We start from the raw sequence: 23,478 nt of genomic DNA on the forward strand, positions 1-23,478 counted from the left end.
AGGCTACTCAGCCTCTTTTTCACCTAAAATTCTATTGACTTTTTCTTCTAGAATTTCAAGCCTGTGTTTAATCTCCTCTAAATCGGATTTTTTTACTATCTTCATTGATGAGATAACATTTTCCACCTGTTCCTGGACTTTCTGCTTTAATTTTTCTCTCTCTTCCTGCATTTTACTCAATAAGTTGTTTAAAGCATCTTTTCCGTCTTCTTTTGATAGTTCACCTTTTTTTACCAGTTCAGATATAATCTCTTCAGCTTTCTCTTTAGTAAGGGTGGCAAGACCTATGCCTGCATAAAACAGTTCTTTAAACATGATTTTTCACCTCTTTTAAGCTTTCGCTGCTCTGGGTTTTTGCCTCCACATGGCCCATAGCGGGCTTGCTATAAATATTGAAGAGTATGTTCCGCTAGCGATACCCACGATAAGCGCCAGGGTAAAATCCCTGATGGTTTCTCCGCCAAAAAGGAAAAGGGCTATAATAGTTATTAAGGTAGTCAATGAAGTATTTATAGACCTTGCAATGGTCTGAATAATACTCAAGTTTGCCACATCATTAAATGGCGTTTTCTTCATAAACCTCAGGTTTTCCCTGATCCTGTCAAATACCACTATAGTATCGTTTATTGAATAACCTACTATTGTCAGTATTACCGCAATAAAAGTGCTGTCTACAGGAATCCTCAAAATAGCATATAAACTTATTACCATCATTACGTCATGTACCAATGCCAGTATGGCAGCCACAGCCGATTTGAATTCAAACCTGAAGGTGATGTAAATGAGCATGCCGATGTTTGCTATAATCAGAGCAATAATAGCCTGTCTTTGAAGTTCTTTTCCGATTACGGCATCTACTTTTTCAGCCCTTATTAGTTCCAGATTGGCCCATTTTTGTTTTAAAGCTACTGTTATATCAGCCTGCTGTTCTTTCGTCAGCAGTACCGTTCTGATGATCAATTCCTGTCCCGTATCACCGGCTTTTTTGACATCATAGTCCTTCAAGTTAAACCTGGCCAAAACATCCCTTACATCCTGCAGGTTATAAGACTCATGGATATTGTATTGAAGAATGTTACCCCCGGTAAAATCTATGCCCCAGTTAAGGCCGTACAAAAAGATATTTACTAACCCTATAGCAATTATAGTAAAAGAAATTCCAAACCAGAGCCATTTTTTCTCCATTATTTTATATGTTTTCACTTTTATCACCTCTTATACACCATATAATTTTTTGTTGGTGAAGAGCTTTGCGTTTATCAAATTTACTAGAATTACTCTTGTAACAGTAATAGCCGTAAACATACTGGTGAGGATACCGATTATAAGTGTTACCGCAAAGCCTTTAATCGGCCCGGACCCAAAGTATAAAAGTACAACCCCGGCTATAATGGTAGTTACATTGGAGTCGATTATGGTGTTCAAGGCTCTGTGGAATCCAGCGTCGATGGCCGCTCTCAATGTCTTTCCATTTCTCAGTTCTTCCTTTAATCTTTCAAAAATCAATACATTAGCATCAACTGCCATACCTATAGAAAGAATAAATCCTGCAATACCCGGTAGGGTTAAAGTGGCTCCGATGGCTGTAAAAATTATTAAGACAAGCATCACATATACAAGGAGGGCAAAGTCCGCCACAAGACCGGGAATACGGTAATAAAACAACATGAATAATAATACCACAATAACGCCTATTTCTCCCGCTCTAATGCTCTTGCTCAGCGAGTCTGCTCCCAGCGTGGGGCCTATAGCCATAACCTGCCTCTGTTCCAGGTCCACAGGAAGAGCACCGGCCCGGATTAAAGTAGCCAGTTCTCCGGCTTTATCAATGCTGGGTAGCCCGGTAATTACCGCTTCGCCTCCTGTGATTACATCCTGAACGGTGGGAGCCGAAATAACCTGATTATCAAGTTTTATGGCAATTTGCTGATGTAAAAATTTAGAGGTTGCATCAGCGAATTTTTTTGCGCCTTTTGAGTCCAGCTTCAAGCTAACCATGGGTTCACTTTTATTTCCGTAAACTGCCTTTGCATCTCTCACATCGTCTCCGGTCAGAATTACCTTTCCGTCGGGGCCGACAAATTCCAGGGAAGCTGTTTTACCGATGATGTCTAGTGCCTTCTGAGAATCCTTGACACCGGGCAGTTCAACTCTAATCCTTATATCACCCTGTCTGGTGATGAGGGGCTCGGCCACACCCAACTGGTCAACCCTTCCCCTTATGACTTCCACTGCTCCGTTCATTTTTTCATTTGTTACGGCTTCCCCCGGTTTGGGCTTGGCCTCGAGCAGTACCGAAACGCCGCCCTGTAAATCAAGGCCCAGTTTAATGGCTTTTTTAATGGGAACAACTTTGTAGCCGGCCACCTGAAAACCAACAAGAAGCGAATAGGCTAAAAAGGCTGCCAAAATAACTGCGGCTACTATTTTGAGTATACTTTTAGTTTTTAAATCCATTTAGTCACTTCCCCCAATCTAAGCTTAATGCAGCTTTAATTATATCCCTGGATTTATAGGCTTGTCAATAATTTCGAAAGTTGCAATCATTCCCCGAAATACCATGTTATTAGGATATTATAAAATTAAAATCACATATAAAAAGGGCCTCTTTCAGGCCCGAATTATTTATCTTTTTGGCAAACCTGATTTGCTACTGTACAGGAAGTTTTGCATGCTGATTGGCATGAAGATTGACATTCTCCACAGCCTTTTTTTCCAACACTTTCACTGCAATTCAAATTTCCCTTATGTATTGTTACAATATGGCGCAATGTAAGCTCCTCCTTTTAATTTTTCTTAAAAGATTATAACATAAAATGGTACTAATGAAAAGATAAATTTAACAGGTTTGAAACCGTAACTAACCGATAACCCTTGCCGGTCTGACCAGTTCATGCGGGGGCCTCCCTACAGATTCACTCCCAGCACCCCTGCCAGTGCTCCTACAGCAAAGCCTAAAACTAAATCTATCACCGTACCCAAACCAAAAGACATCGAAGGCATGACAAAAAGTCCCAGTATTAAAAGTATAGCTACGTATAAGAATCCAATCAACCCTCCATGGAGCCAGCCAAGTTGTTCAATATCCCTGGTAGCGTTTATACCGCTTATTATTATACTCACCGCACTCAATACTATCACTACTGGAGGTATGATGTTTTCGGATATTTTAGTGAAATACAGTATTCCACCGAATATTAGAAACAAAACCAGTGTCAGCAAGTAAGCATTTAAAGTGCCCCGGGCAATTTTAATGTAATTTAGACCTTTTTTTATCTTGGAAGACTTCATAATAAATCGACCTCCTTTTTTTACTAATACTTTATTTACTAAAGGAGGTCGAATATGACAAAATTATTCGCTTTTTTCCGCTTTCTTTAAAACATTTCCTATAGCCGAGCGTGTCACCTTTATCTTTAGTTTGTCTCCAACTTCTAAAGTTATGACATCTTCCTTGATGTTAAGAATCCTACCGTAAATCCCGCCGATGGTGATAATATCATCACCTTCTTTTAAGCTGGCGAGCATATTTTTACGATCTTTTTCCCTTTTTTGCTGAGGCCTGATAATCAAAAAATAAAAGATCGCAAATATTAATATTAGTGGGCCAAATTGCTGCAGGAAAATAGCCGGATTCAAATTACGATCCCGCCCTTTCTCTTATATTTATAAATATTTAATTCTATACAAAAGTGAAAAATCCTTTTTTATACATTAAAATTCTTGTTTGTATCCGAAGCTTTCAAAAAACTCGTTTTTAAATTCCGACAGGTAGCCTCCCTCAATAGCCCTACGGATATCCTTCATGAGGTTTAATAAAAAATACAGGTTGTGGATTGTTGTAAGTCTTATTCCCAGCACTTCTTTGGCATTGATAAGGTGCCGTATATATGCCCTTGTATAATTTCTGCATACGTAGCAGTCACAGTCATGGTCCAGGGGCGAAAAATCCCTGGCATAAACGGCATTTCTAACAACAAGTTTGCCTTTTCTGGTGAACACGGTGCCGTTTCTGGCAATTCTGGTGGGCAGTACACAGTCAAACATGTCTATCCCCCTGAGCACACCCTCAAAAATTGCATCGGGAGAACCTACCCCCATTAAATATCTGGGCTTTTCCTCCGGCAGAAGAGGTACAGTATAATCCAGCACCTCATACATATTCTCCTTTGGTTCCCCCACGCTCAAACCTCCTATGGAGTATCCCTCGAAATCCAGAGAAACCAGGTCTTTTGCGCTTTCTTCCCTTAAATCTTTATATAGGCCTCCCTGCACAATCCCAAAGAGTGTTTGTTTGGGGTTTACGTGGGCTTTCTTACACCTTTCAGCCCATCGTGAGGTCCTCTGCACAGAGTTTTTTACATAATCGTAAGTTGCCGGATAGGGGATACACTCGTCAAAACTCATAATAATGTCTGCCCCAAGTGCATTTTGTATCTCTATGGAAGTTTCCGGACCTATAAAATGCAAAGAACCATCTATATGAGACCTGAATGTTACGCCTTCTTCCCTGATCTCCCTCAGTTCTCCCAGGCTAAATACCTGGTAACCACCGCTATCTGTCAGGATGGAACGATTCCAGTTCATGAATTTATGGAGACCGCCGGCCTCTTCCACTACTTTATGACCGGGCCTCAGGTAAAGGTGATAGGTATTGCCGAGGATAATCTTTGCGCCTATTTGCTCCAGTTCTTCAGGAGTCATGGTCTTTACGGTAGCCTGGGTGCCAACCGGCATAAAGACAGGTGTTTCAATGGTTCCATGGGGGGTCTGAAGTAAACCAAGCCTTGCTCTGCTGTTCTCTGCCTTTTTTAATACTTCAAACCTCAAAGCATATCATCCTTTTTTCTTGTTTTAGTTATTTTTACTTTTTTTATTAATTCATCTTCCATCGATAAAATCGAAATATCGGCATCGGCTACCCGCAACATTGTACCTATGGCAGGCTTTTCTCCATGTTCCATGCATAGTCGGGCTATAACGCCTCCGATGGTATTGCCTAAATCTTCAGGAATGTTTACATCGGCCAGTTCATTTACCTCTCTGGTCAACATCGCCGAATTTACTACAGTGCCCTCCTGAACAAAAAATTTGCCCGGAGTAAATACTTTATTGATGGCAAAAAGGCCTGCTATGGCCAGAATACCCAATAAAATATCCAGCATGTTTTTGGCTTCGATGATCATCTTTCTGGCAATGGCATAAAGTAAAACCTCGATAACGCTGGAAGGAGTATGCCTGACTAGCATTATAACCAGCTCAAGACCTATAACCAGGGTCAAAGTATGGCCTAAAAATGTCTGTAAAACATAAAACGTTTGCAAGGGTGGTGTACTATATATTATTTTAAAGTATCTGAAGAGATCTACAGAACCAGTAACCACTCCTGCTATGATAAACAGTGCCAGAGCCGCTTCAAGAACAAAAACGCCCTTTACGATTTTCTCGGAAATATTCCCCCTCATATAAAACACCCCCTTTATTTTATAAACATGGCATCTCCGAAGCTGTAAAACCTGTACCTTTTTTTAATCGCCTCCTCGTATGCCTTGAAAACTTTATCTTTACCGGCAAAAGCGCTAACCAACATGATAAGTGTAGATTCTGGCAAATGAAAATTGGTAATGAGTCCATCAATAACTTTAAATTTATATCCCGGGTAAATAAAAATGCCCGACCAGCCGCTTTGAGGTTTTACCCTTCCATCCCCGCTACCTACGGTTTCCAGAGTTCTGGTGGATGTCGTGCCCACAGCTATAATCCTGTGTCCATTTTCTTTGGTGTTGTTGATAATCTCAGCGGTTTCAGGACTTACCTCGTAATACTCCTCATGCATCCTGTGTTCTTCGATTTTTTGAACCTTTACAGGTCTGAAAGTTCCCAACCCCACATGAAGGGTTATAAATACAATACGAACTCGTTTTTGCCTTATTTTTTCAAGTAATTCCTTTGTAAAATGTAACCCTGCCGTCGGGGCCGCCGCCGAACCCGGTTCTCGGGCGTATACGGTCTGGTAGCATTCCCTGTCTTTCAATTTCTTTTTTATGTAAGGCGGCACCGGCATCTGGCCCAGTTCATCCAGCACCTGTTCAAAAATGCCCTCGTAAAAAAATTCTACAACCCTGCCTCCCGCATCCGTGTAGCCCAATACTTTTGCTTTTAGCCGACCATCTCCAAACACAAATTCAGAGCCTATTTTTGCTCTTTTCCCGGGCTTAACGAGAACTTCCCAGATATTTATCCCTGTCTTTTTCAATAAAACGAATTCTATTTTCCCTCCCGTATCTTGCCTGCTTCCGATCAATCTTGCCGGAATAACCCGCGTATCATTCAAAACAAGGCAGTCACCGGGATTCAGGTAATCCACTATATCCTCAAAAATTCTATGTTCTATATGTCCTGTTTCTCTATCCAGTACCAAAAGTCTCGATTTGGCTCTGTCTTTCAAAGGTTCCTGGGCAATAAGCTCCTGGGGCAAATAATAGTAAAATTCTTTTAGGTCCATACACTGCACTTCTTTCCACTACTTTATTTCAACATTTTTGTAATAGTGTTGCAAAATCTGTTTATAATTATACCCCTGCTCCGCCATACCTCTGGCTCCCCACTGGCTCATGCCTATGCCATGCCCCCATCCGCGGCCGGAAAATTCATATCCATCCCCAACTAAAGACACATTTTTAATATCGGTAAGGCCTGCCAGAAAAGCATCTTGACCTGACAGATTGAATAAACCCCTTCTGGAGATTATAGCCCTGTCTTTAATGGAAATTTTTTTCTCATAATCACTGCCGGATATTACAAAAAGGTTCGCACCACCACCCCGGATATCAAAAAGGGTGCTCTTTAATTGTAATACATTTCTGATCTCCGAACCGGATAAAATTTTATTTCCTGAGGTTCCCTGAATCATAATCTTTTTTATCCTTCCCGAAGATGTTTTTTCAATTACCGAAATACCTTCAATTTCTCCCAAAGAAGCGTCTATTTTCCCAACCTTTTCACCGATATCTTTAAGTGAAAAAGATGCATTCCATATGGAGTGGGGTGAGTCTCTGTCAAAGGAATCTTCTACCGGTTTAAGATAAGGTAAATCAAAACCGAATACATCCTTACTGTCTTCGGTAATACCTCCGCTGTCGGCATGGTATAAGGCCATGATAGGCTTGTTATTGTATAGGATATATTGGCCTTTTGTTTCATCTACTGCCTCGTTTGATACCATATTCTCCGCATCAAAACCCCCATAGGCCTGGTCCTGAGTGCTTCCACAAATATCAAATCCCAGCTTTTCCCATTTTGAAAGATTATATAGGGCATAAGTCCTGGAAGCTACAGCCTGGGCTTTTAAAGCTTCCTGAGGCCAATTTGAAGGCATTTCCAGGGGCACAACACCATAGAGATAGTCCTCTATTTCGAGTTCATTGACAGCGGTAATTTTTCTGTCCTGAGAAGGTAATATTTCTATTATTCCTCTGTACCTGCGCCCGTTCAGAGAAATGATCTTCTGCTCATTCGCGGGCGAAAAGTAAACCGGCCTTTCCATACTGACTGGCAGAATGACCTTTAATGATGCCGCCGTTACCACGACATATTTTTCTATATTACCCGGGCTGCCCTCCGGACCCTTTATCCATACAGACCATTTTCCATTGTAAAAAAGATAACCGTCCTTTTTTTTTGATGATAACTGGCTGACAATTTCCCAGGCTTCTTGTATGCTATTCAGGTTTTCTTTTACAGGCACATAATCTCCAGGAAGAACTCCTGCAATTTCTATATCGTTATCATCAATTTCAATAATCTGGTTAAAATCCCCATCCTGCTTGAACCCCAATATAAATCCGCTTTGAGAATTTAACTTATATGATTCCAGCGCTGATTTGTCGTAAAACAGCCCCACCCTTATAGGTTCCTTGAAAACCTGGTTCGCAGTGGCATATGCCTGGTTAAGATTTATAACTATTAAAAATATAGCAAGAATGAAAAAAAATCTTTTCAAAGTAATCAGACCCCCAAATTACTCTAGCTTCTAAAATATCTATGGATTTGCCGATTTCATTATATCATCCGAGAGCCCCGAAAGCTCTTCAATATTTTTAAGTTTATCAAAGAACTTTTCAGGGGCTTCAATACCGTTTATTACATCTTTTATGGATATTTTCCCCCACTGTTCATTATCGATTCTTATTCCTTCGTGCTGCGCTTCCAGAATAGCAGCCATTTTCCCGGGAGAAATATTTAATTCTTCGGCTCTTTTTCTCAACTTGTTGTCAATATGGATCATCTGCACTATTGATTCTATATTCCGTTTCATAAAAAGCTGTTTTACGTTTTCGGTAGTGTCATGGGCCAGTTCTTTATCCACAATATTTTTCCTTATGTCATCAAGTTTGACATTATCATTGATTGCCGAGGTAAACAGGACTATATTTTGTTTTTCCCTGCTGATATAACCTTCTTCGATGGCCTTTAAAACCAGTGTCTCAACAGCTTTAGCCAGGTCCATTCCGGTTATATTGACACCGGATAAAAGAGCTTTTCCATCTTCATCATAAGCTTTACTGCCTATAACTTTTTGCTTTGAATCCACAGCCAGTTCCAGACCGGGATTAATATCCATAGTGATATAAAGATATGGCTCTGCAACTACTTTAAGCATATTTAACAGTGAAATAACCACTAAAAATAAAATTGACGCCGCCGCCACCATGGTTTTTATACACGGCCTTCTGATTTCAAAATCGATTTCTGCCCCGATATCCACATCCTTATTGATTCTTAACTTTTTAAACTCACCTCCTGAAAAAAACACTATAACACCTTTTTCATCTTTAGCCATTACTATGCCTCTTTTTTTCAACTAAATCCCCCCAATTAGACTCAGACTCCCTTTATATATTCCAATAGATAAGGGAAATCTTCTACTAAAATTAAAGTCACTGCAATGATATATTTGCGGTGTCTTTCTATAGTCTTTCGGCTTATTTTCACTTTCTCCAGCATGGCATTTATTGGAAGTGTTTTATTTGTTAACAGGTGTTCTCTTAATTTTGAGTCAGCAGCAATCATTTGAGCCATTTTTATTGCCCTAATCCTCGCACCTTCCTGTTTTGGGCAGCTTTTTAGAAGGTCCGACAGTGCAATGCCATATTCTTTTAGGTGGTTATTGAATTCCTGCACCTCTTCTTTTCGCTCCATAGCACATGTTTTTTCCTCAAACTCGAAGTTTGCCCTCTCACTTTCTATAAAATCGGTTTTGCCGTCAGTTTCAGAACATATCACGCTCATTGGCACTTCCACAGTTCTTTTTTCTTTCCTGTAGTAGTCTATCAATCTGCGTTTGATTACAGTCTCGGAAAAACTGAAAAAAGCCCCTTTATGTGCGTCAAAAACCTCTATGGCCTCATTAAAAGCCATCAGCCCTATGCTGAGTTCTTCATCCACCCCTTCCTGTATAAATCTTCCGCAAATTTTTGATACAACCTTTATGATAAAGGGCTTGTAAGTTTCAATAAGCCGGTTCCTTTCCCCGATGTCATTTTTTGCACAGGAAATCCAGTTGTGAATTTCGATGTCGCTTTCCATCCTCACCCCTCTTCACCTCTCAATAAGATTCGTATTTGAAATACTAAACCTGTCCTTTCATTTCTGCGGTTTAGCCCTGCCAAGATGTTCGTAAGCCATATCCGAAACCATTCTGCCCCTTGAGGTTCTGAAAATATAGCCCTGTTGAATAAGGTAAGGTTCATAGATGTCTTCTATGGTGGAAGTTTCCTCATTAAGTGCCGCCGCTATGGAATCAATCCCCGCCGGGCCGCCGTTAAACTTATCAATGATGGTTAGAAGCAATCTCCTATCATTTTGATCAAGGCCGTGTAAATCTATATCAAGAAGTCTTAGACCTTCTTCAGCTACCGCCGAAGTAATCACACCATCAGCCTTTACCTGGGCATAATCCCTTATGCGCTTTAAGAGCCTATTAGCTATCCTGGGCGTTCCTCTAGAACACACAGCTATTCTCTCTGCAGCTTGAGTTTCAATATTTACATTCAGGATTTTTGCTGTTCTCATTAAAATATTCACTAGATCTTCTTTGTCATAAAATTCGAGCCTGAGGTTTACTCCAAACCTATCCCTCAAAGGGGAAGTAAGCTGCCCTGCCTTTGTGGTGGCTCCCACCAGAGTGAAGGGACTCAGGTTGATCCTCATAGACCTGGCGCTAGGTCCTTTCCCTATCATGATGTCCAGGGCAAAATCTTCCATAGCGGGATATAGAATTTCCTCTATACTTGGATGTAGGCGGTGTATTTCATCAATGAAAAGCAAATCCCTTTCGCCAAGATTGGTAAGAATCGCAGCCAGATCACCCGGACGCTCGATGGCGGGGCCTGAGGTAATCTTGATATTCACGCCCAGTTCGCGTGCGATGATATAGGCCAGAGTTGTCTTACCAAGGCCCGGGGGCCCGTATAAAAGCACGTGGTCCAGGGCTTCCTGCCTCATCAACGCAGCTCTGACGAAAATCTGCAGGTTCTCCTTTACCTGCTTTTGACCAATATATTCATTAAAACTTAAGGGCCGCAAATCCCTTTCAAATTCCAATTCCTCAAAACTTTTTAAAGCTGGGGATATGAACCTATCATTCACCTGCTATCATTCCCTTATCTGGAAAGTATTTTCAGAGTATTTTTCAAGATTTTTTCCATATTTTCATCTGCTGTACGACTTCCGGAATACTCTTCGAGTGCCATCTGAATTTCATTAGGATTAAATCCTAGTGTTTCCAGGGCTTGTTTTACCTGAAAAAGCACATTCAAATCAACATCCTTTTGCGGGTCTACCGGTAAATCTTTTATGCGGTCTTTTAAGTCGATGATGATTTTTTGAGCCGTTTTTTTGCCGATACCCGGCACCGCTGCAAGAGTTTTTATATCATCCGATAAAATAGCCGATTTCAATGCGGCAACATCCAGTATAGATAGGACAGACATACCCACTTTCATACCAATTCCCGGCACTCTAGTTAAAAGAATAAAAGCCTGCCTCTCTACGGTATCGTAAAATCCCAACAGGTCGATGGCGTCTTCTTTTAAAATCAAATGGGTATACAACTTTACTTGCGTGTTAAGCTGGCATTTTATACTGTTGTAAGTATGGATGGAAATGGTCAGTCTGTATCCTCGGCCCCCGGAATCAATAACAGCCTGATTTGGTTCGGCGGCAACCAATATACCTTTAATATAATCCAGCATTTTATGACCTCTCACCATTATTATTTATTACGCTCTGCAGTCTGAAGGAATTAATATGGCATAAAGCCACTGCCAGCGCATCGGCGGCATCATCGGGTTTGGGCAGTTCTTTTAAATTCAATAAAATTCTTGTCATTTCCTGAATCTGAATCTTTTCAGCCCTGCCGTAGCCAACCACAGCCTGTTTTACCTGCAGCGGCGTATACTCGAAAACTTCAATATTCATCAGGGAAGCTGCCAGAAGCGCTGCTCCGCGGGCCTGTCCCACAGTTATGATGGTCTTGGCATTTTTATTGAAAAAAAGCTCTTCCACCGCTATAGCTTCGGGACTATATTTTCGTATCAACTCCATATATCCATTAAATATATATTCTAATCTCTTTGGCATAGATATGCCGGAATTTGTCCTCAAAACTCCATATTCAATTACCGTATTTTTATAATTTTTGTTATTTACCAATCCATAACCACTTATGGCTATGCCTGGGTCTATTCCCATAATCAACATAAAATCACCCTTTAATGTTATTCTACATTAAAGGGTGATTTCCTTTTTTTATCTAATTTGACAGGTTAATTTGTTAAGCCTTCCCGTATTTTCAAAAATTCTTCCCTGCTATTTATGACTATTCCTTTTTCAAGCATGGCACGGTCTTCTTCCCGCAAAATTTCAGCCAGTATGTCGGTCTTTTCCACAACTTCGGATTGCGCTCCCGGTAAACCTCTAAAAAGCGTCACATAGCCGTCGTTTAAACCAATATAGTAGTGTTCATCACATATACCGTTGACCTGTTTTTTTAATATCACTTCATCCGGGGTAAAGCTTTCTACCTTCCATTCTCCCATCTCTTTTTCAAGCTGTTGTTTTGTAAAACCGGAAAACCTATCATCCAGAGGTCTTTCCTGCCTGGTCTCATGGCCGCATCCGGAATACAAAGTAATATAAATCATTTTGGCTCCGGGTTTTAATTTTATTTCCTGTATATTGCTTACATCCCTGTTATCGATATTTTCTGACCTGTTGATATCTATATGATGCTCTCTCAAGGAAATGAAAGTTTTAAAATATCCGAAACCGAAACCTACTACCATCAACATTATGAACAATATTAAATACCTAAATAATTTTTTAGGCATACTTATTCCTCCTCACTAACTCTTCGGAAAAATAGTATGCCCTAAGTATTGTAATAATATACAATATTATCTAATTTTTATTCCTCACTATCAGCCGGCTCGTAGTTGGTATAAACATTTTGCACATCATCATGATCTTCAAGAGCTTCCAGTAGCCGGTTGATACTCTCGCTTTCCTTGGCTGATAAGCTTAGAGTGGTCTTTGGCAAAAAGGTCACTTCAGCAGAGGAAATTTTTATATTGTTTTCTTCCAACGCCTTTTTTACTGTTTCATACTGTTCTGGGCTTGTAGTAATTTCAATGGAATCTTCCTGTTCCTCCACATCATCCGCTCCGGAATCAATGGCCACCATCATGATATTATCTACATCGGTATTTCCATCTTTTTCTATTATTATTAAGCCTTTTTATCAAACATCCATGCCACGCAGCCTGCTTCTCCCAGGTTGCCGCCATGTTTGTCAAATATATGTCTCAATTCCCCGGCTGTCCTGTTTCTGTTATCTGTCATAACATCCAGCAAAATCGCCGCACCTCCGGGGCCGTAACCCTCGTATATAATTTCTTCGTAATCGGCGCCGCCAAGTTCGCCGCTGCCCCGTTTTATAGCCCTCATAATATTTTCATTGGGCATGTTGGCTTCCTTGGCTTTTTCAATAATGTCCTTTAACCTGGAATTGGCGTTGGGATCCGGTCCGCCTTCCCGGGTAGCTACGATAATCATTTTGCTGAACTTAGTGTAGATTTTTCCTTTTTGAGCATCTACTTTGGCCTTTTTATGTTTAATATTTGCCCATTTTGAATGTCCTGACATGTATTCTCCCCCCCTTTTTTCATTATCTTATCGTAAAAATCCTTAATTATTTTAGCATAAAATATGATTATTGAAAAGAAGTTTCACATATAACCTTGATTTAACCATTTCATATTCGCCAAACCTGAAGTTATATTCATGATGAATTCTTTGAAATTAAGTGCGGAGTTTACCGGAACACATACTTTCATTAAAACATCCTGGCTGAAATTAATGTCGCTGATAAACAGGCCTTTCTGGTTTATTTCCCATTGAAGCTTGCCTAGCTGGTTGTAATCCACCTTCACTTCATATATATCATATTTTATCTTTTTAACTATTCCGGCCTCATTTAAACCCCCGGCAGCACTTTCACTGTATGCCCTTATCAAGCCGCCGGCGCCCAGGAGAATCCCTCCGAAATAACGTGTAACTACCACCAGAACATTTTTCAATGCTTTTGATTTTATAACCTCAAGAACAGGTTTACCTGCGGTTCCTGAAGGTTCACCATCATCGCTGAATTTTTGAGTTTCATCATTTAAACCAATGGTAAAAGCATAAACATTGTGAGTGGCATCCCAGTATTTTTTGCGAAGAGAGTCTATATATTTTTCCGCTTCATCCTGGTTTTCAACAGGCAAGACATTGGATATGAATTTTGATTTTTTTATTATTGTGGTATGCTGAGCCGGTCCCTTTATAGTAAAATACTCATCACTCATCATAAGAACCTCTTTGGAAAGCAATATAAATTTATTACTTTAATATTAATTACACTGATGAAATATGTCAAGGTAATCCGGGAGAGTATAATTTATCCTCCGGGCTTGCAGAACAGATAATTCCTTTAAAATATATTGTGGCATTAATCCCCTAAGCTACCAGGAACTAATGCCACATCTCATTTTTATTCAGTTTTTTGTTTTTCCTATTCTATCGTGAAAAATACATGGTTGCCAATAGTGGTAATATATGTCCTGGATCTCACCCATTGATCATTGGTTTTACCGGGGTTGAAAAACGTAGTAGCTCCTCCTGTAGGGTCATATCCAGCTATGGCATCCATAACAGCTCTTCTCGCAGTCTCATCAGGTGTCAGGTAAATTTGACCGTTTTCTACCGGGCTGTATTGATAGTAACCATCTACTACTTGAAAAATTATTCCCGGTATTGTCTTTGGATATTTTGGGTCTTTGAGCCTGTTCAATACCGTTGCAGCCACCGCTACTTGACCTGTATACGGCTCGCCTCTGGCTTCAGCATAAACCAGCCTTGCCAGAAGTTCGATATCCCTTTGAGAAAACCTTCCCGTGGTTCCTCGGTATGAAGAATGAACGTTCAATGCTCTAAATGTCTGGGGCCCTGCAATCCCGTCAGCCCACAAACCTCTAGAACTCTGAAACCTTTTAACGGCGGCTTCTGTCTTAGGCCCGAAAATCCCATCAACAAAACCTGCCCAAAATCCTAGTGTATTTAGTTGTTGCTGTAGTTGGGCAACATCATCTCCTGTTGAGCCCATCATTAGTGTTCGATCTCCGAGGCTGGCAGCCATGGCAACTGGTGTAAGTGTTGATAACAACACAAAAATCAGTAAAACCTTTGCAACAGTTTTTCTCATGGTTTCCCCTCCTTTAGTTTCAGAGACCGAAGAAGAGTTAGAAATATTATACCATGAGCTTTTTGGATTAACAAAATGCGTGTTCCGGCAAATGTACCCGTATTTTGTTTACAATAATTATATTATGTTATTATTTTTTTCACCCATATATAAACATGGTTTTACTCGTTAATTTATTATCATGGTTTGTATTTCATTTTAATCTAGTATTAACCTTTTTAACCATAAAAAAGGAACATCAAAGGAGAAACCTCCAGTTGTGAGGTAATGCAATATTTTTTTATAGCACATACTTTCCGGCGTTTGGGTCATAATCATGTAAAACGCTTTTAAAAATCTATCCTGCAGTCCTTTTTGAAATACATTCTTCTTATTTCCAAAATATATACTCAAAAAAGCCGACAATCTAAATTCACCCAAAAAAGTTTCATAACATCTTTTTTCATATTCCCTGCCATCTTTATTTTGATTTATCACATCTGCCAGTATTTCCGCACTCCTCAAGGCATAATAAATACCTTCCCCGGAAAAAGCGTCCACAAAACCTGCCGCATCACCCAGCAAAAAAATATGCCTGTCAGATATTTTTCTAAAACGGCCTCCGGCAGGCAAAAATGCTGCTTTAAATTTCAAATTTGATAAAATTGTTTTATCTTTTATTTTCCACTCCAGCAAATGTTCAAAAGCGCCTATTATCCGCTTACTATCGATGGCGGTTCCTCCAACACCCACATTACAATAGCCTTTCCCTGGGAAGCACCATCCAAGGCCAGCCAGGATATCGGGGAAATAAAATTCTACAGCGTTATCTCTTCTTTGTATTATGTATTTATCCGGTACCTGGACGGATAATGCAATACCCCGTTCCCACCAGGCCCATTGATTCCTAATATTTGATACTCTGGCGACTTTACTGTAATATCCATCAGCTCCTATTAGATAATCTGCATAAAAAACGCCTCTTGCGGTTTGAATTTTATAACCGCCGGATTCCAATACACAGTTTTCAAATATGCAATTATCTATAAATACAGCACCGGCTTCAATTGCTCTGTTAATTAAAAATTGGTCAAAGTCTTTACGTTTTACGACGATACCAAGGGGTATTTTGCTTTCCATGGATATTTCCTCACTTTCTCCCCGCAAGCATATACAATTTATACTATTAAAATTTATACCACTTTTTAAAAAATCATATCCGAGTATATTCATGGACTTTTGAGAAATTAAACCACCGCATACTTTTTCCCTGGGAAAACGACATCTGTCTATAATAAGTACTTTAAACCCTTTTTGGGCTAGATTCAATGCGCAAAAAGCTCCGGAAGGCCCGGCGCCTACGATAACAGCATCGTATGTCAAGCTCTCACCTTCAAAAATTTTTTCTCTGGCTTTACAGTTCATTGTATTTTCAATATATATTTTTGACAGGGTAAGCAGTCTTATTCAAATGAAAACTAAGTCTAATTGAAGCAATAAAAAAAGAGCTCCATGGCTCTATGCAAAAGCTATATAGCTTTTTCAATATTTTTAAGTTTATCATAAAGTAATTCGAGATCGCTCTTTTCTATTTCTGATTTATATACCTGGTTTAATTTATTTATCACAGTATTATACAGTAATTCTAAATCTCTGTCGGTCAACTTTTTAGGAGTGGATACTTGTTTTTCTGCTGCCAGTTCGAAACTCTGCTGCCAATCCGGAACAATTACATCCAGACTTAAGTTTTTTTCAAGCAGTCCTTTAAGTCTTTCAATACCTTCAATTTCACCATGAACCAAGAATACTTTTCGGGGAAGTTTTTTAAAGGAACCCACCCATTTTAACAAAGCCGGCTGGTCAGCATGGGCGGAAAATCCTTCAACATTATATATTTTTGCTTTTACAGCAATTTCCTCTCCATGTATCTTACTGTCTTTTGACCTTCTATTATCTGTCGGCCGAGAGTACCTTCAGCTTGAAAACCTACAAATAATACGGAAGATTCAGGCCTCCAAAGGTTGTGTTTTAAATGGTGTTTTATCCTTCCTGCTTCGCACATGCCGCTGGCCGAAATGATTATTGTACGTCCTCTGACTTCGTTTAATCTCATAGACTCTTCCTGAGTTCTGGCCATTTTGAGCTTTTTTAATATTATTGGCGATTGCCCTAATGTTTCATATGCTTTTTTTGTTTCTTCATCATAATATTGAACGCTTGTTTTGAATATCTCACTGGCTGATATTGCCAGCGGGCTGTCAATGTATATATCACAATCCGGCAACCTTCCTTCCTTTTCCAGAATCCCGAGATAATATAAAATATCCTGGGTCCTTTCAACTGCAAAGGCAGGAATAATGAGATTTCCTCCCCTCTCAAAAGTTTCTTCAATGATTTTTAGTAAAATTTCCTTTTTATCTCCTTTGTTTTCGTGAATTCTGTTTCCATAGGTTGATTCCATTATTAGGTAATCCGCATCATCTATATTGGTGGGGTCTTTTACAATTGGTTGATTATAGTTCCCCAGATCTCCCGAAAAAACAAGCTTAATTTTCTTTTCATTCTGCTTTATCCACATTTCAACAATGGCAGAACCCAGTATATGTCCGGCATCCTGCAATCTTATCGATACTGTGGGCGATAATTCTGTAACCAGTTCGTAATCCAATCCTTTAAATTGTAGCATCACCTTGCTTGCATCCAGGTGGTCATAAATAGGTTCCAAAATTTGTTTTCCGGCTCTTAGCAGCTTTCTATTTTTTCTTTCTATTTCCAGTTCTTGTATATGGCCACTATCCGGTAACATTATCGAACATAAGTCCATTGTTGCCTTAGTAGTTATTATAGGCCCCTTAAATCCTTTTTTCATAAGCTTTGGCAGTAATCCACTGTGATCGATGTGTGCATGCGTTAGAACCACATAATCTATTTCAGCAGGATTAAATAAAAAATCCCTATAGTTTCTTTCTTTTAATTCTTTTGGTCCCTGATACATTCCACAATCTATCAACAATTTTGTATCTTCAGTCTCTATCAGGTAACATGAACCTGTAACCGTTTTGCAAGCTCCGTAAAATGTCAGTTTCATACCGTTCACCTTTCAGATAAAATAAAAATGGCTCCCCGAGTAGGATTCGAACCTACGACCCTCCGGTTAACAGCCGGATGCTCTACCGCTGAGCTATCGAGGAACACATTAGTATAAATAATTTATATTTAATCCCGGCAGTGACCTACTCTCCCAGGGGATATCCCCAAGTACCATCGGCGCTGGAGGGCTTAACCTGTGTGTTCGGCATGGGAACCGGTGTTTCCCCTCCGCTATGACCACCGAGAAATCTTTTTTCAACAGAAGGTATTTTATCATGGATTTACTTAATTGTCAACTTGCACCTTCAAAATTGCACAGTGAAAGGTTTTGTTTTTGGTCAAGCCCTCGACCTATTAGTATCAGTCGGCTCAAGGCCTCACAGCCCTTACACCTCTGACCTATCGACCGGATAGTCCTTCCGGTGTCTTACTCCCTTTTAGGGATGGGATACCTTATCTTAGGGGGGGCTTCGCACTTAGATGCTTTCAGCGCTTATCCCTGCCGGACTTGGCTACTCAGCGGTGCCGTTGGCACGACAACTGATACACCATCGGTCCGTCCACCCCGGTCCTCTCGTACTAGGGGCAGCTCCCTTCAAGTATCCTACGCCCACGACGGATAGGGACCGAACTGTCTCACGACGTTCTGAACCCAGCTCGCGTGCCGCTTTAATGGGCGAACAGCCCAACCCTTGGAACCTACTTCAGCTCCAGGATGCGACGAGCCGACATCGAGGTGCCAAACCTCCCCGTCGATGTGGACTCTTGGGGGAGATCAGCCTGTTATCCCCAGGGTAGCTTTTATCCGTTGAGCGACGGCCCTTCCATCCAGTGCCGCCGGATCACTAAGCCCGTCTTTCGACCCTGCTCGAAGTGTCTTTCTCGCAGTCAGGCTACCTTATGCCTTTGCACTCAATGCGCGATTCCTAACCGCGCTGAGGTAACCTTTGGGCGCCTCCGTTACCTTTTAGGAGGCGACCGCCCCAGTCAAACTGCCCACCTGACTATGTCCCCCAGCCGGCTTACGGCCTTGGGGTTAGAACCTCAGTACCGAAAGAGTGGTATCCCAACGTCGGCTCCCCTGACCCTGACGAGCCAGGTTCTCTGCCTCCCACCTATCCTGTACATTCAGTGCCGAAATCCAATGTCAGGTTGCAGTAAAGCTCCATGGGGTCTTTCCGTCCAGTCGCGGGTAATGAGTATCTTCACTCATATTACAATTTCGCCGGGCCCCTCGTCAAGACAGCGCCCAAGTCGTTACGCCATTCGTGCGGGTCGGAACTTACCCGACAAGGAATTTCGCTACCTTAGGACCGTTATAGTTACGGCCGCCGTTCACTGGGGCTTCGGTTCTGACCTTCGCTTGCGCTAAGCCATCCCCTTAACCTTCCAGCACCGGGCAGGCGTCAGCCCCTATACGTCGGATTCCTCCTTAGCAGAGACCTGTGTTTTTGCTAAACAGTCGCTTGGGCCTCTTTGCTGCGACCCTTTCGCAAAAGATTGCTCTTCGCTACTCGGGCACCCCTTCTCCCGAAGTTACGGGGTCAGTTTGCCGAGTTCCTTAACGAGGGTTCTCCCGTTCGCCTTAGGATTCTCTCCTCACCTACCTGTGTCGGTTTGCAGTACGGGCACCCTTGACCTCGCTAGAGGCTTTTCTTGGCAGTTTGGGTTCGGCTGCTTCGGTACTTTTGTTCCCTCCCCATCACCCTTCAGCATCACCGGACGGATTTGCCTGTCCGGCTTGCCTTTGGGCTTGGACGCACTCTACCAACCGTGCGCTCAGCTTACCCTCCTGCGTCACCCCTTCACTCAATCGGTCTCGGGTGGCACTGGAATTTCCACCAGTTGTCCATCGCCTACGCATTCACAGCCTCGGCTTAGGCCCCGGCTTACCCTGAGCGGACGAACCTTCCTCAGGAATCCTTAGGCTTTCGGCGGGCAGGATTCTCACCTGCCTCTCGCTACTTATACCGACATTCTCTCTTCCTATCGGTCCACCATACTTTCCAGTACGACTTCTGCCCAATAGGAACGCTCCCCTACCCCTTTCAGAGGTCAGATGTCGGAAGTCAGATGTCAGTGTTTATTTCCATTTTTCTATGGTTTTGTATATTTGTTTTCTCAGTGTGATATATTCTTCTGTGAGTTTTTTGTGTGTTTCTTGTTCGTTGTTTGGCTCGCTAGTTCATATCTTTCGTATTCTGGGTATTTTTGTGTTAGTTTGTGTACTATTAGGCTGAGTTCATATGATTTTTGGTATATCTTTAGGTCTTTGTAGGTGTTTATTTTTCTCACCTCTGACTTCTCACATCCGACCTCTGAAAAGCCGCAGCTTCGGTGTAAACCTTGAGCCCCGTTACATTTTCGGCGCAGTACCGCTCGACCAGTGAGCTATTACGCACTCTTTGAATGAATGGCTGCTTCTAAGCCAACATCCTGGTTGTCTTCGTAGTACAACATCCTTTACCACTTAGGTTTACTTGGGGACCTTAGCTGACGGTCTGGGCTGTTTCCCTCTCGACTATGAAGCTTATCCCCCATAGTCTGACTCAAAGCTATTTCTTACCGGCATTCGGAGTTTGATAGGGTTCAGTAACCTTTTCGGCCCCTAGCCCATTCAGTGCTCTACCTCCGGTAAGGTCCTGCTTTGGCTAGCCCTAAAGCTATTTCGGGGAGAACCAGCTATCTCCGTGTTCGATTGGCATTTCACCCCTACCCACAGCTCATCCCATGACTTTTCAACGTCAACACGGTTCGGGCCTCCACGGAAGGTTAGTTCCGCTTCACCCTGGCCATGGGTAGATCACACGGTTTCGGGTCTACTGCATCAAACTTGTCGCCCTCTTCAGACTCGCTTTCGCTTCGGCTCCGGAGCTTTACTCCTTAACCTCGCTTGATACAGTAACTCGCCGGTCCGTTCTACAAAAAGTACGAGGTCGCTTGCGCTCCCTCCGTTTGTAGACACACGGTTTCAGGTGCTATTTCACTCCCCTCCCGGGGTGCTTTTCACCTTTCCCTCACGGTACTTGTTCTCTATCGGTCGTAAGTGGGTATTTAGCCTTGGGAGATGGTCCTCCCTGCTTCCCACGGGATTGGCGTGGCCCGTGGTACTCTGGATGTGTCAGGCGGGTCTTCCGGTTTCGCATACAGGGCTTTCACCTTCTGTGGCCCCGCTTTCCAGCGGTGTTCTGCTACCTTTGGCCTCGCCTTGCTCTCCCGTCCCAAGCTCGACACTCCTCAACCCCTTGCATGCAACGGTGACGGCCTTGCACATGCAAGGTTTGGGCTCTTCCCTTTTCGCTCGCCGCTACTTAGGGAATCGATGTTTCTTTCTTTTCCTCGGGGTACTTAGATGTTTCAGTTCCCCCGGTGTCGCTTCCCATACCTATGGATTCAGTACGGGATACCTCAGGTTCGCCTGAGGTGGGTTCCCCCATTCGGATATCCCCGGATCAATGCTTGCTTGCAGCTCCCCGGGGCGTTTCGCCGCTCGCTGCGTCCTTCGTCGCCCTCTTACGCCTAGGCATCCTCCGTGTGCCCTTGTTCGCTTGACCTTCGCGAAATTGTTTCTTCTTACCCTTCACTGTGCAGTTTTCAAGGTGCAATAAATGGTGGGCTTAGGTGGACTCGAACCACCGACCTCACGCTTATCAGGCGTGCGCTCTCACCTACTGAGCTATAAGCCCGTGTTCTCTGGTGGAGATGAGGAGATTCGAACTCCTGACCCCCTGCGTGCAAAGCAGGTGCTCTCCCAACTGAGCTACACCCCCATATAATTTTATTGTGGTCTCTCAAAACTAAACAGTGTTACACCCGGTCAATTTCTCCTTAGAAAGGAGGTGATCCAGCCGCACCTTCCGATACGGCTACCTTGTTACGACTTCACCCCAATCGCTGACCCCACCTTAGACGGTTTTCCCGGCTTCGGGTGTTGCCAACTTTCGTGGTGTGACGGGCGGTGTGTACAAGGCCCGGGAACGTATTCACCGCGGCATGCTGATCCGCGATTACTAGCGATTCCGCCTTCATGCAGGCGAGTTGCAGCCTGCAATCTGAACTGGGACCTGTTTTCAGGGGTTTGCTCAGGATCGCTCCTTCGCTTCCCGCTGTTCAGGCCATTGTAGCACGTGTGTGGCCCAGGCCATAAAGGGCATGATGATTTGACGTCATCCCCACCTTCCTCCGCATTGTCTGCGGCAGTCTACTTAGAGTGCCCACCTTTCGTGCTGGCAACTAAGTATAGGGGTTGCGCTCGTTGCGGGACTTAACCCAACATCTCACGACACGAGCTGACGACAACCATGCACCACCTGTGCAGGCTCCCTCGGTTTCCCTTGGGTCGATCCCCTTTCGGTTCTCTACTACCTGCATGTCAAGGCCTGGTAAGGTTCTTCGCGTTGCTTCGAATTAAACCACATGCTCCACCGCTTGTGCGGGCCCCCGTCAATTCCTTTGAGTTTCAACCTTGCGGCCGTACTCCCCAGGTGGGTCACTTATTGCGTTAGCTCCGGCACGGAGTGCTTGACCACACCCCACACCTAGTGACCATCGTTTACGGCTGGGACTACCGGGGTATCTAATCCCGTTCGCTCCCCCAGCTTTCGCGCCTCAGCGTCAGTTACAGGCCAGGAAGCCGCCTTCGCCACTGGTGTTCCTCCCGGTATCTACGCATTTCACCGCTACTCCGGGAATTCCACTTCCCTCTCCTGCACTCAAGTGATGCAGTTTTATCGGCAAGCCCGGAGTTGAGCCCCGGGTTTTTACCGATAACTTGCATCACCGCCTACACGCCCTTTACACCCAGTAATTCCGGACAACGCTCGCCCCCTACGTATTACCGCGGCTGCTGGCACGTAGTTAGCCGGGGCTTCCTCCTCGGGTACCGTCCTCTTCGTCCCCGATGACTGAGCTTTACAACCCGAAGGCCTTCTTCGCTCACGCGGCGTCGCTGCGTCAGGGTTTCCCCCATTGCGCAATATCCCCCACTGCTGCCTCCCGTAGGAGTCTGGGCCGTGTCGCAGTCCCAGTGTGGCCGGCCACCCTCTCAGGTCGGCTACCCATCGTTGCCTTGGTGGGCTGTTATCCCGCCAACTAGCTAATGGGCCGCAGGCCCATCCATCACCGCTTAGTCGCTTTCTTCACTTACCATGCGGTAAGTAAAGGTATCGGGTATTACCCCGGGTTTCCCCGAGCTATCCCCGTGTGATGGGTAGGTTGCCTACGTGTTACTCACCCGTCCGCCGCTGCATCGGGAAGTGAGAGGCGAGAAGTTTGATGTGGGTTTCGTTGAAATTGGCTTCGCCAATTTCTTCTATTCCCACTTCCTACTTCGCACTTCTCACTTCCCAACGCCGCTCGACTTGCATGTGTTAGGCACGCCGCCAGCGTTCGTCCTGAGCCAGGATCAAACTCTCATGTTTAATCTTAACGCTCTCTTTCGAGCTTTGATTTCTTGTTTGGGCTTTTTGCCTGTGGTTTTCTTGAAGTTCGATGTTCGTTGTTTGAGGTTCGATTAAGTCGGAATTGCCTTAAGGGCAATTCCTTCTATTCGAACTTCGAACTTCTAACTTCGTATTTCAGGCGTAACACTGTTCAGTTTTCAA

General features: G+C 43.0%; 21 protein-coding genes, 3 tRNA genes, 3 rRNA genes and 1 pseudogene. All 28 read right to left on the reverse strand.

Features of this window, described 5'->3' with window-relative positions:
• Nucleotides 1–3: 3 nt before the first annotated feature.
• Nucleotides 4–315: a phasin family protein gene (locus D2962_RS09110; RefSeq protein WP_120765594.1), complete on the reverse strand. Its 312-nt coding sequence runs from the start codon at nt 313–315 to the stop codon at nt 4–6.
• A 15-nt stretch (nt 316–330) separates the two neighbouring features.
• Nucleotides 331–1,203: a protein translocase subunit SecF gene (secF, locus tag D2962_RS09115; protein WP_122014790.1), complete on the reverse strand. Its 873-nt coding sequence runs from the start codon at nt 1,201–1,203 to the stop codon at nt 331–333.
• 12 nt (nt 1,204–1,215) lie between these two features.
• Nucleotides 1,216–2,457 carry a protein translocase subunit SecD gene (gene secD, locus D2962_RS09120; RefSeq protein ID WP_122014791.1) on the reverse strand — a complete coding sequence of 414 codons (1,242 nt, stop codon included), beginning with the start codon at nt 2,455–2,457 and terminating at the stop codon, nt 1,216–1,218.
• Nucleotides 2,458–2,621: 164 nt separating this feature from the next.
• Nucleotides 2,622–2,771: a six-cysteine ranthipeptide SCIFF gene (gene scfA, locus D2962_RS09125; protein ID WP_120765597.1), complete on the reverse strand. Its 150-nt coding sequence runs from the start codon at nt 2,769–2,771 to the stop codon at nt 2,622–2,624.
• A gap of 136 nt (nt 2,772–2,907) precedes the next feature.
• Nucleotides 2,908–3,291, reverse strand: a complete 384-nt coding sequence (locus tag D2962_RS09130; RefSeq protein WP_120765598.1) for a TIGR04086 family membrane protein — start codon at nt 3,289–3,291, stop codon at nt 2,908–2,910.
• Between the two features lie 63 nt (nt 3,292–3,354).
• Nucleotides 3,355–3,639 carry a preprotein translocase subunit YajC gene (gene yajC, locus D2962_RS09135; protein ID WP_120765599.1) on the reverse strand — a complete coding sequence of 95 codons (285 nt, stop codon included), beginning with the start codon at nt 3,637–3,639 and terminating at the stop codon, nt 3,355–3,357.
• 75 nt (nt 3,640–3,714) lie between these two features.
• Entirely contained in the window at nt 3,715–4,830 is a 1,116-nt protein-coding gene (tgt, locus tag D2962_RS09140; protein ID WP_122014792.1) for a tRNA guanosine(34) transglycosylase Tgt, read from the reverse strand.
• Nucleotides 4,827–5,465 carry a transporter associated domain-containing protein gene (locus tag D2962_RS09145; RefSeq protein ID WP_120765601.1) on the reverse strand — a complete coding sequence of 213 codons (639 nt, stop codon included), beginning with the start codon at nt 5,463–5,465 and terminating at the stop codon, nt 4,827–4,829. Before D2962_RS09145 ends, tgt begins: the two co-directional genes overlap by 4 nt.
• Nucleotides 5,466–5,479: 14 nt before the next feature.
• Nucleotides 5,480–6,505, reverse strand: coding sequence for a tRNA preQ1(34) S-adenosylmethionine ribosyltransferase-isomerase QueA (queA, locus tag D2962_RS09150; RefSeq protein ID WP_120765602.1), 1,026 nt, complete (start codon nt 6,503–6,505; stop codon nt 5,480–5,482).
• Between the two features lie 18 nt (nt 6,506–6,523).
• Complete coding sequence (locus tag D2962_RS09155) at nt 6,524–8,002, reverse strand: SpoIID/LytB domain-containing protein (RefSeq protein ID WP_122014793.1); 1,479 nt, start codon at nt 8,000–8,002, stop codon at nt 6,524–6,526.
• A gap of 39 nt (nt 8,003–8,041) precedes the next feature.
• The gene (locus D2962_RS09160; RefSeq protein WP_122014794.1) at nt 8,042–8,863 is read right to left on the reverse strand and encodes an anti-sigma-I factor RsgI family protein; all 822 of its coding nucleotides are present in this window, start codon (nt 8,861–8,863) and stop codon (nt 8,042–8,044) included.
• Nucleotides 8,864–8,883: 20 nt separating this feature from the next.
• On the reverse strand, nt 8,884–9,588 hold the full coding sequence (sigI, locus tag D2962_RS09165) for an RNA polymerase sigma-I factor (RefSeq protein ID WP_120765605.1): 705 nt from the start codon (nt 9,586–9,588) through the stop codon (nt 8,884–8,886).
• A gap of 57 nt (nt 9,589–9,645) precedes the next feature.
• Complete coding sequence (ruvB, locus tag D2962_RS09170) at nt 9,646–10,650, reverse strand: Holliday junction branch migration DNA helicase RuvB (protein ID WP_122014795.1); 1,005 nt, start codon at nt 10,648–10,650, stop codon at nt 9,646–9,648.
• 14 nt (nt 10,651–10,664) lie between these two features.
• Nucleotides 10,665–11,255, reverse strand: a complete 591-nt coding sequence (ruvA, locus tag D2962_RS09175) for a Holliday junction branch migration protein RuvA (RefSeq protein ID WP_122014796.1) — start codon at nt 11,253–11,255, stop codon at nt 10,665–10,667.
• Nucleotide 11,256: 1 nt separating this feature from the next.
• Complete coding sequence (ruvC, locus tag D2962_RS09180; RefSeq protein ID WP_122014797.1) at nt 11,257–11,763, reverse strand: crossover junction endodeoxyribonuclease RuvC; 507 nt, start codon at nt 11,761–11,763, stop codon at nt 11,257–11,259.
• 65 nt (nt 11,764–11,828) lie between these two features.
• A complete protein-coding gene (locus tag D2962_RS09185; protein ID WP_120765609.1) occupies nt 11,829–12,392 on the reverse strand; it encodes a BofC C-terminal domain-containing protein in 564 nt (187 codons plus the stop codon).
• 77 nt (nt 12,393–12,469) lie between these two features.
• A pseudogene (locus D2962_RS09190) lies at nt 12,470–13,206 on the reverse strand (YebC/PmpR family DNA-binding transcriptional regulator).
• An 83-nt stretch (nt 13,207–13,289) separates the two neighbouring features.
• On the reverse strand, nt 13,290–13,913 hold the full coding sequence (locus D2962_RS09195; RefSeq protein ID WP_120765611.1) for a YigZ family protein: 624 nt from the start codon (nt 13,911–13,913) through the stop codon (nt 13,290–13,292).
• 203 nt (nt 13,914–14,116) lie between these two features.
• A complete protein-coding gene (gene sleB / locus D2962_RS09200) occupies nt 14,117–14,806 on the reverse strand; it encodes a spore cortex-lytic enzyme (protein WP_122014798.1) in 690 nt (229 codons plus the stop codon).
• A 198-nt stretch (nt 14,807–15,004) separates the two neighbouring features.
• The gene (locus D2962_RS09205) at nt 15,005–16,168 is read right to left on the reverse strand and encodes a geranylgeranyl reductase family protein (protein WP_162991173.1); all 1,164 of its coding nucleotides are present in this window, start codon (nt 16,166–16,168) and stop codon (nt 15,005–15,007) included.
• Between the two features lie 146 nt (nt 16,169–16,314).
• A complete protein-coding gene (locus tag D2962_RS18035; RefSeq protein WP_222927757.1) occupies nt 16,315–16,713 on the reverse strand; it encodes an MBL fold metallo-hydrolase RNA specificity domain-containing protein in 399 nt (132 codons plus the stop codon).
• Complete coding sequence (locus D2962_RS09210; RefSeq protein WP_222927491.1) at nt 16,689–17,873, reverse strand: MBL fold metallo-hydrolase; 1,185 nt, start codon at nt 17,871–17,873, stop codon at nt 16,689–16,691. The genes D2962_RS18035 and D2962_RS09210 overlap by 25 nt, the downstream gene beginning before the upstream one ends.
• 28 nt (nt 17,874–17,901) lie before the next feature.
• Nucleotides 17,902–17,976: transfer RNA gene (locus tag D2962_RS09215), tRNA-Asn, on the reverse strand.
• A gap of 29 nt (nt 17,977–18,005) precedes the next feature.
• A 5S ribosomal RNA gene (gene rrf, locus D2962_RS09220) occupies nt 18,006–18,120 on the reverse strand.
• An 89-nt stretch (nt 18,121–18,209) separates the two neighbouring features.
• Nucleotides 18,210–21,429: ribosomal RNA gene (locus tag D2962_RS09225) — 23S ribosomal RNA — on the reverse strand.
• A 55-nt stretch (nt 21,430–21,484) separates the two neighbouring features.
• A tRNA-Ile gene (locus D2962_RS09230) sits at nt 21,485–21,561 on the reverse strand.
• Nucleotides 21,562–21,569: 8 nt separating this feature from the next.
• Nucleotides 21,570–21,645 (reverse strand) — tRNA-Ala (locus D2962_RS09235).
• A 62-nt stretch (nt 21,646–21,707) separates the two neighbouring features.
• Nucleotides 21,708–23,295: ribosomal RNA gene (locus tag D2962_RS09240) — 16S ribosomal RNA — on the reverse strand.
• The 16S, 23S and 5S rRNA genes sit together here with 3 tRNA genes alongside, the layout of an rRNA operon.
• Nucleotides 23,296–23,478 lie beyond the last annotated feature (183 nt).

This window comes from Biomaibacter acetigenes (assembly GCF_003691585.1).
Classification (GTDB): domain Bacteria; phylum Bacillota; class Thermosediminibacteria; order Thermosediminibacterales; family Tepidanaerobacteraceae; genus Biomaibacter; species Biomaibacter acetigenes.

What these genes read in the sequence shown, in the direction of transcription:
- ruvA (WP_122014796.1), bottom strand. Translation starts at nt 11,255, where the DNA reads ATGCTGGATTATATTAAAGGTATATTGGTTGCCGCCGAACCAAATCAG.
- D2962_RS09195 (WP_120765611.1), bottom strand. Translation starts at nt 13,913, where the DNA reads ATGATGAGTGATGAGTATTTTACTATAAAGGGACCGGCTCAGCATACC.
- D2962_RS09185 (WP_120765609.1), bottom strand. Translation starts at nt 12,392, where the DNA reads ATGCCTAAAAAATTATTTAGGTATTTAATATTGTTCATAATGTTGATG.
- D2962_RS09110 (WP_120765594.1), bottom strand. Translation starts at nt 315, where the DNA reads ATGTTTAAAGAACTGTTTTATGCAGGCATAGGTCTTGCCACCCTTACT.
- D2962_RS09210 (WP_222927491.1), bottom strand. Translation starts at nt 17,873, where the DNA reads ATGAAACTGACATTTTACGGAGCTTGCAAAACGGTTACAGGTTCATGT.
- sleB (WP_122014798.1), bottom strand. Translation starts at nt 14,806, where the DNA reads ATGAGAAAAACTGTTGCAAAGGTTTTACTGATTTTTGTGTTGTTATCA.
- D2962_RS09145 (WP_120765601.1), bottom strand. Translation starts at nt 5,465, where the DNA reads ATGAGGGGGAATATTTCCGAGAAAATCGTAAAGGGCGTTTTTGTTCTT.
- ruvC (WP_122014797.1), bottom strand. Translation starts at nt 11,763, where the DNA reads ATGTTGATTATGGGAATAGACCCAGGCATAGCCATAAGTGGTTATGGA.
- sigI (WP_120765605.1), bottom strand. Translation starts at nt 9,588, where the DNA reads ATGGAAAGCGACATCGAAATTCACAACTGGATTTCCTGTGCAAAAAAT.
- secD (WP_122014791.1), bottom strand. Translation starts at nt 2,457, where the DNA reads ATGGATTTAAAAACTAAAAGTATACTCAAAATAGTAGCCGCAGTTATT.
- queA (WP_120765602.1), bottom strand. Translation starts at nt 6,505, where the DNA reads ATGGACCTAAAAGAATTTTACTATTATTTGCCCCAGGAGCTTATTGCC.
- D2962_RS09130 (WP_120765598.1), bottom strand. Translation starts at nt 3,291, where the DNA reads ATGAAGTCTTCCAAGATAAAAAAAGGTCTAAATTACATTAAAATTGCC.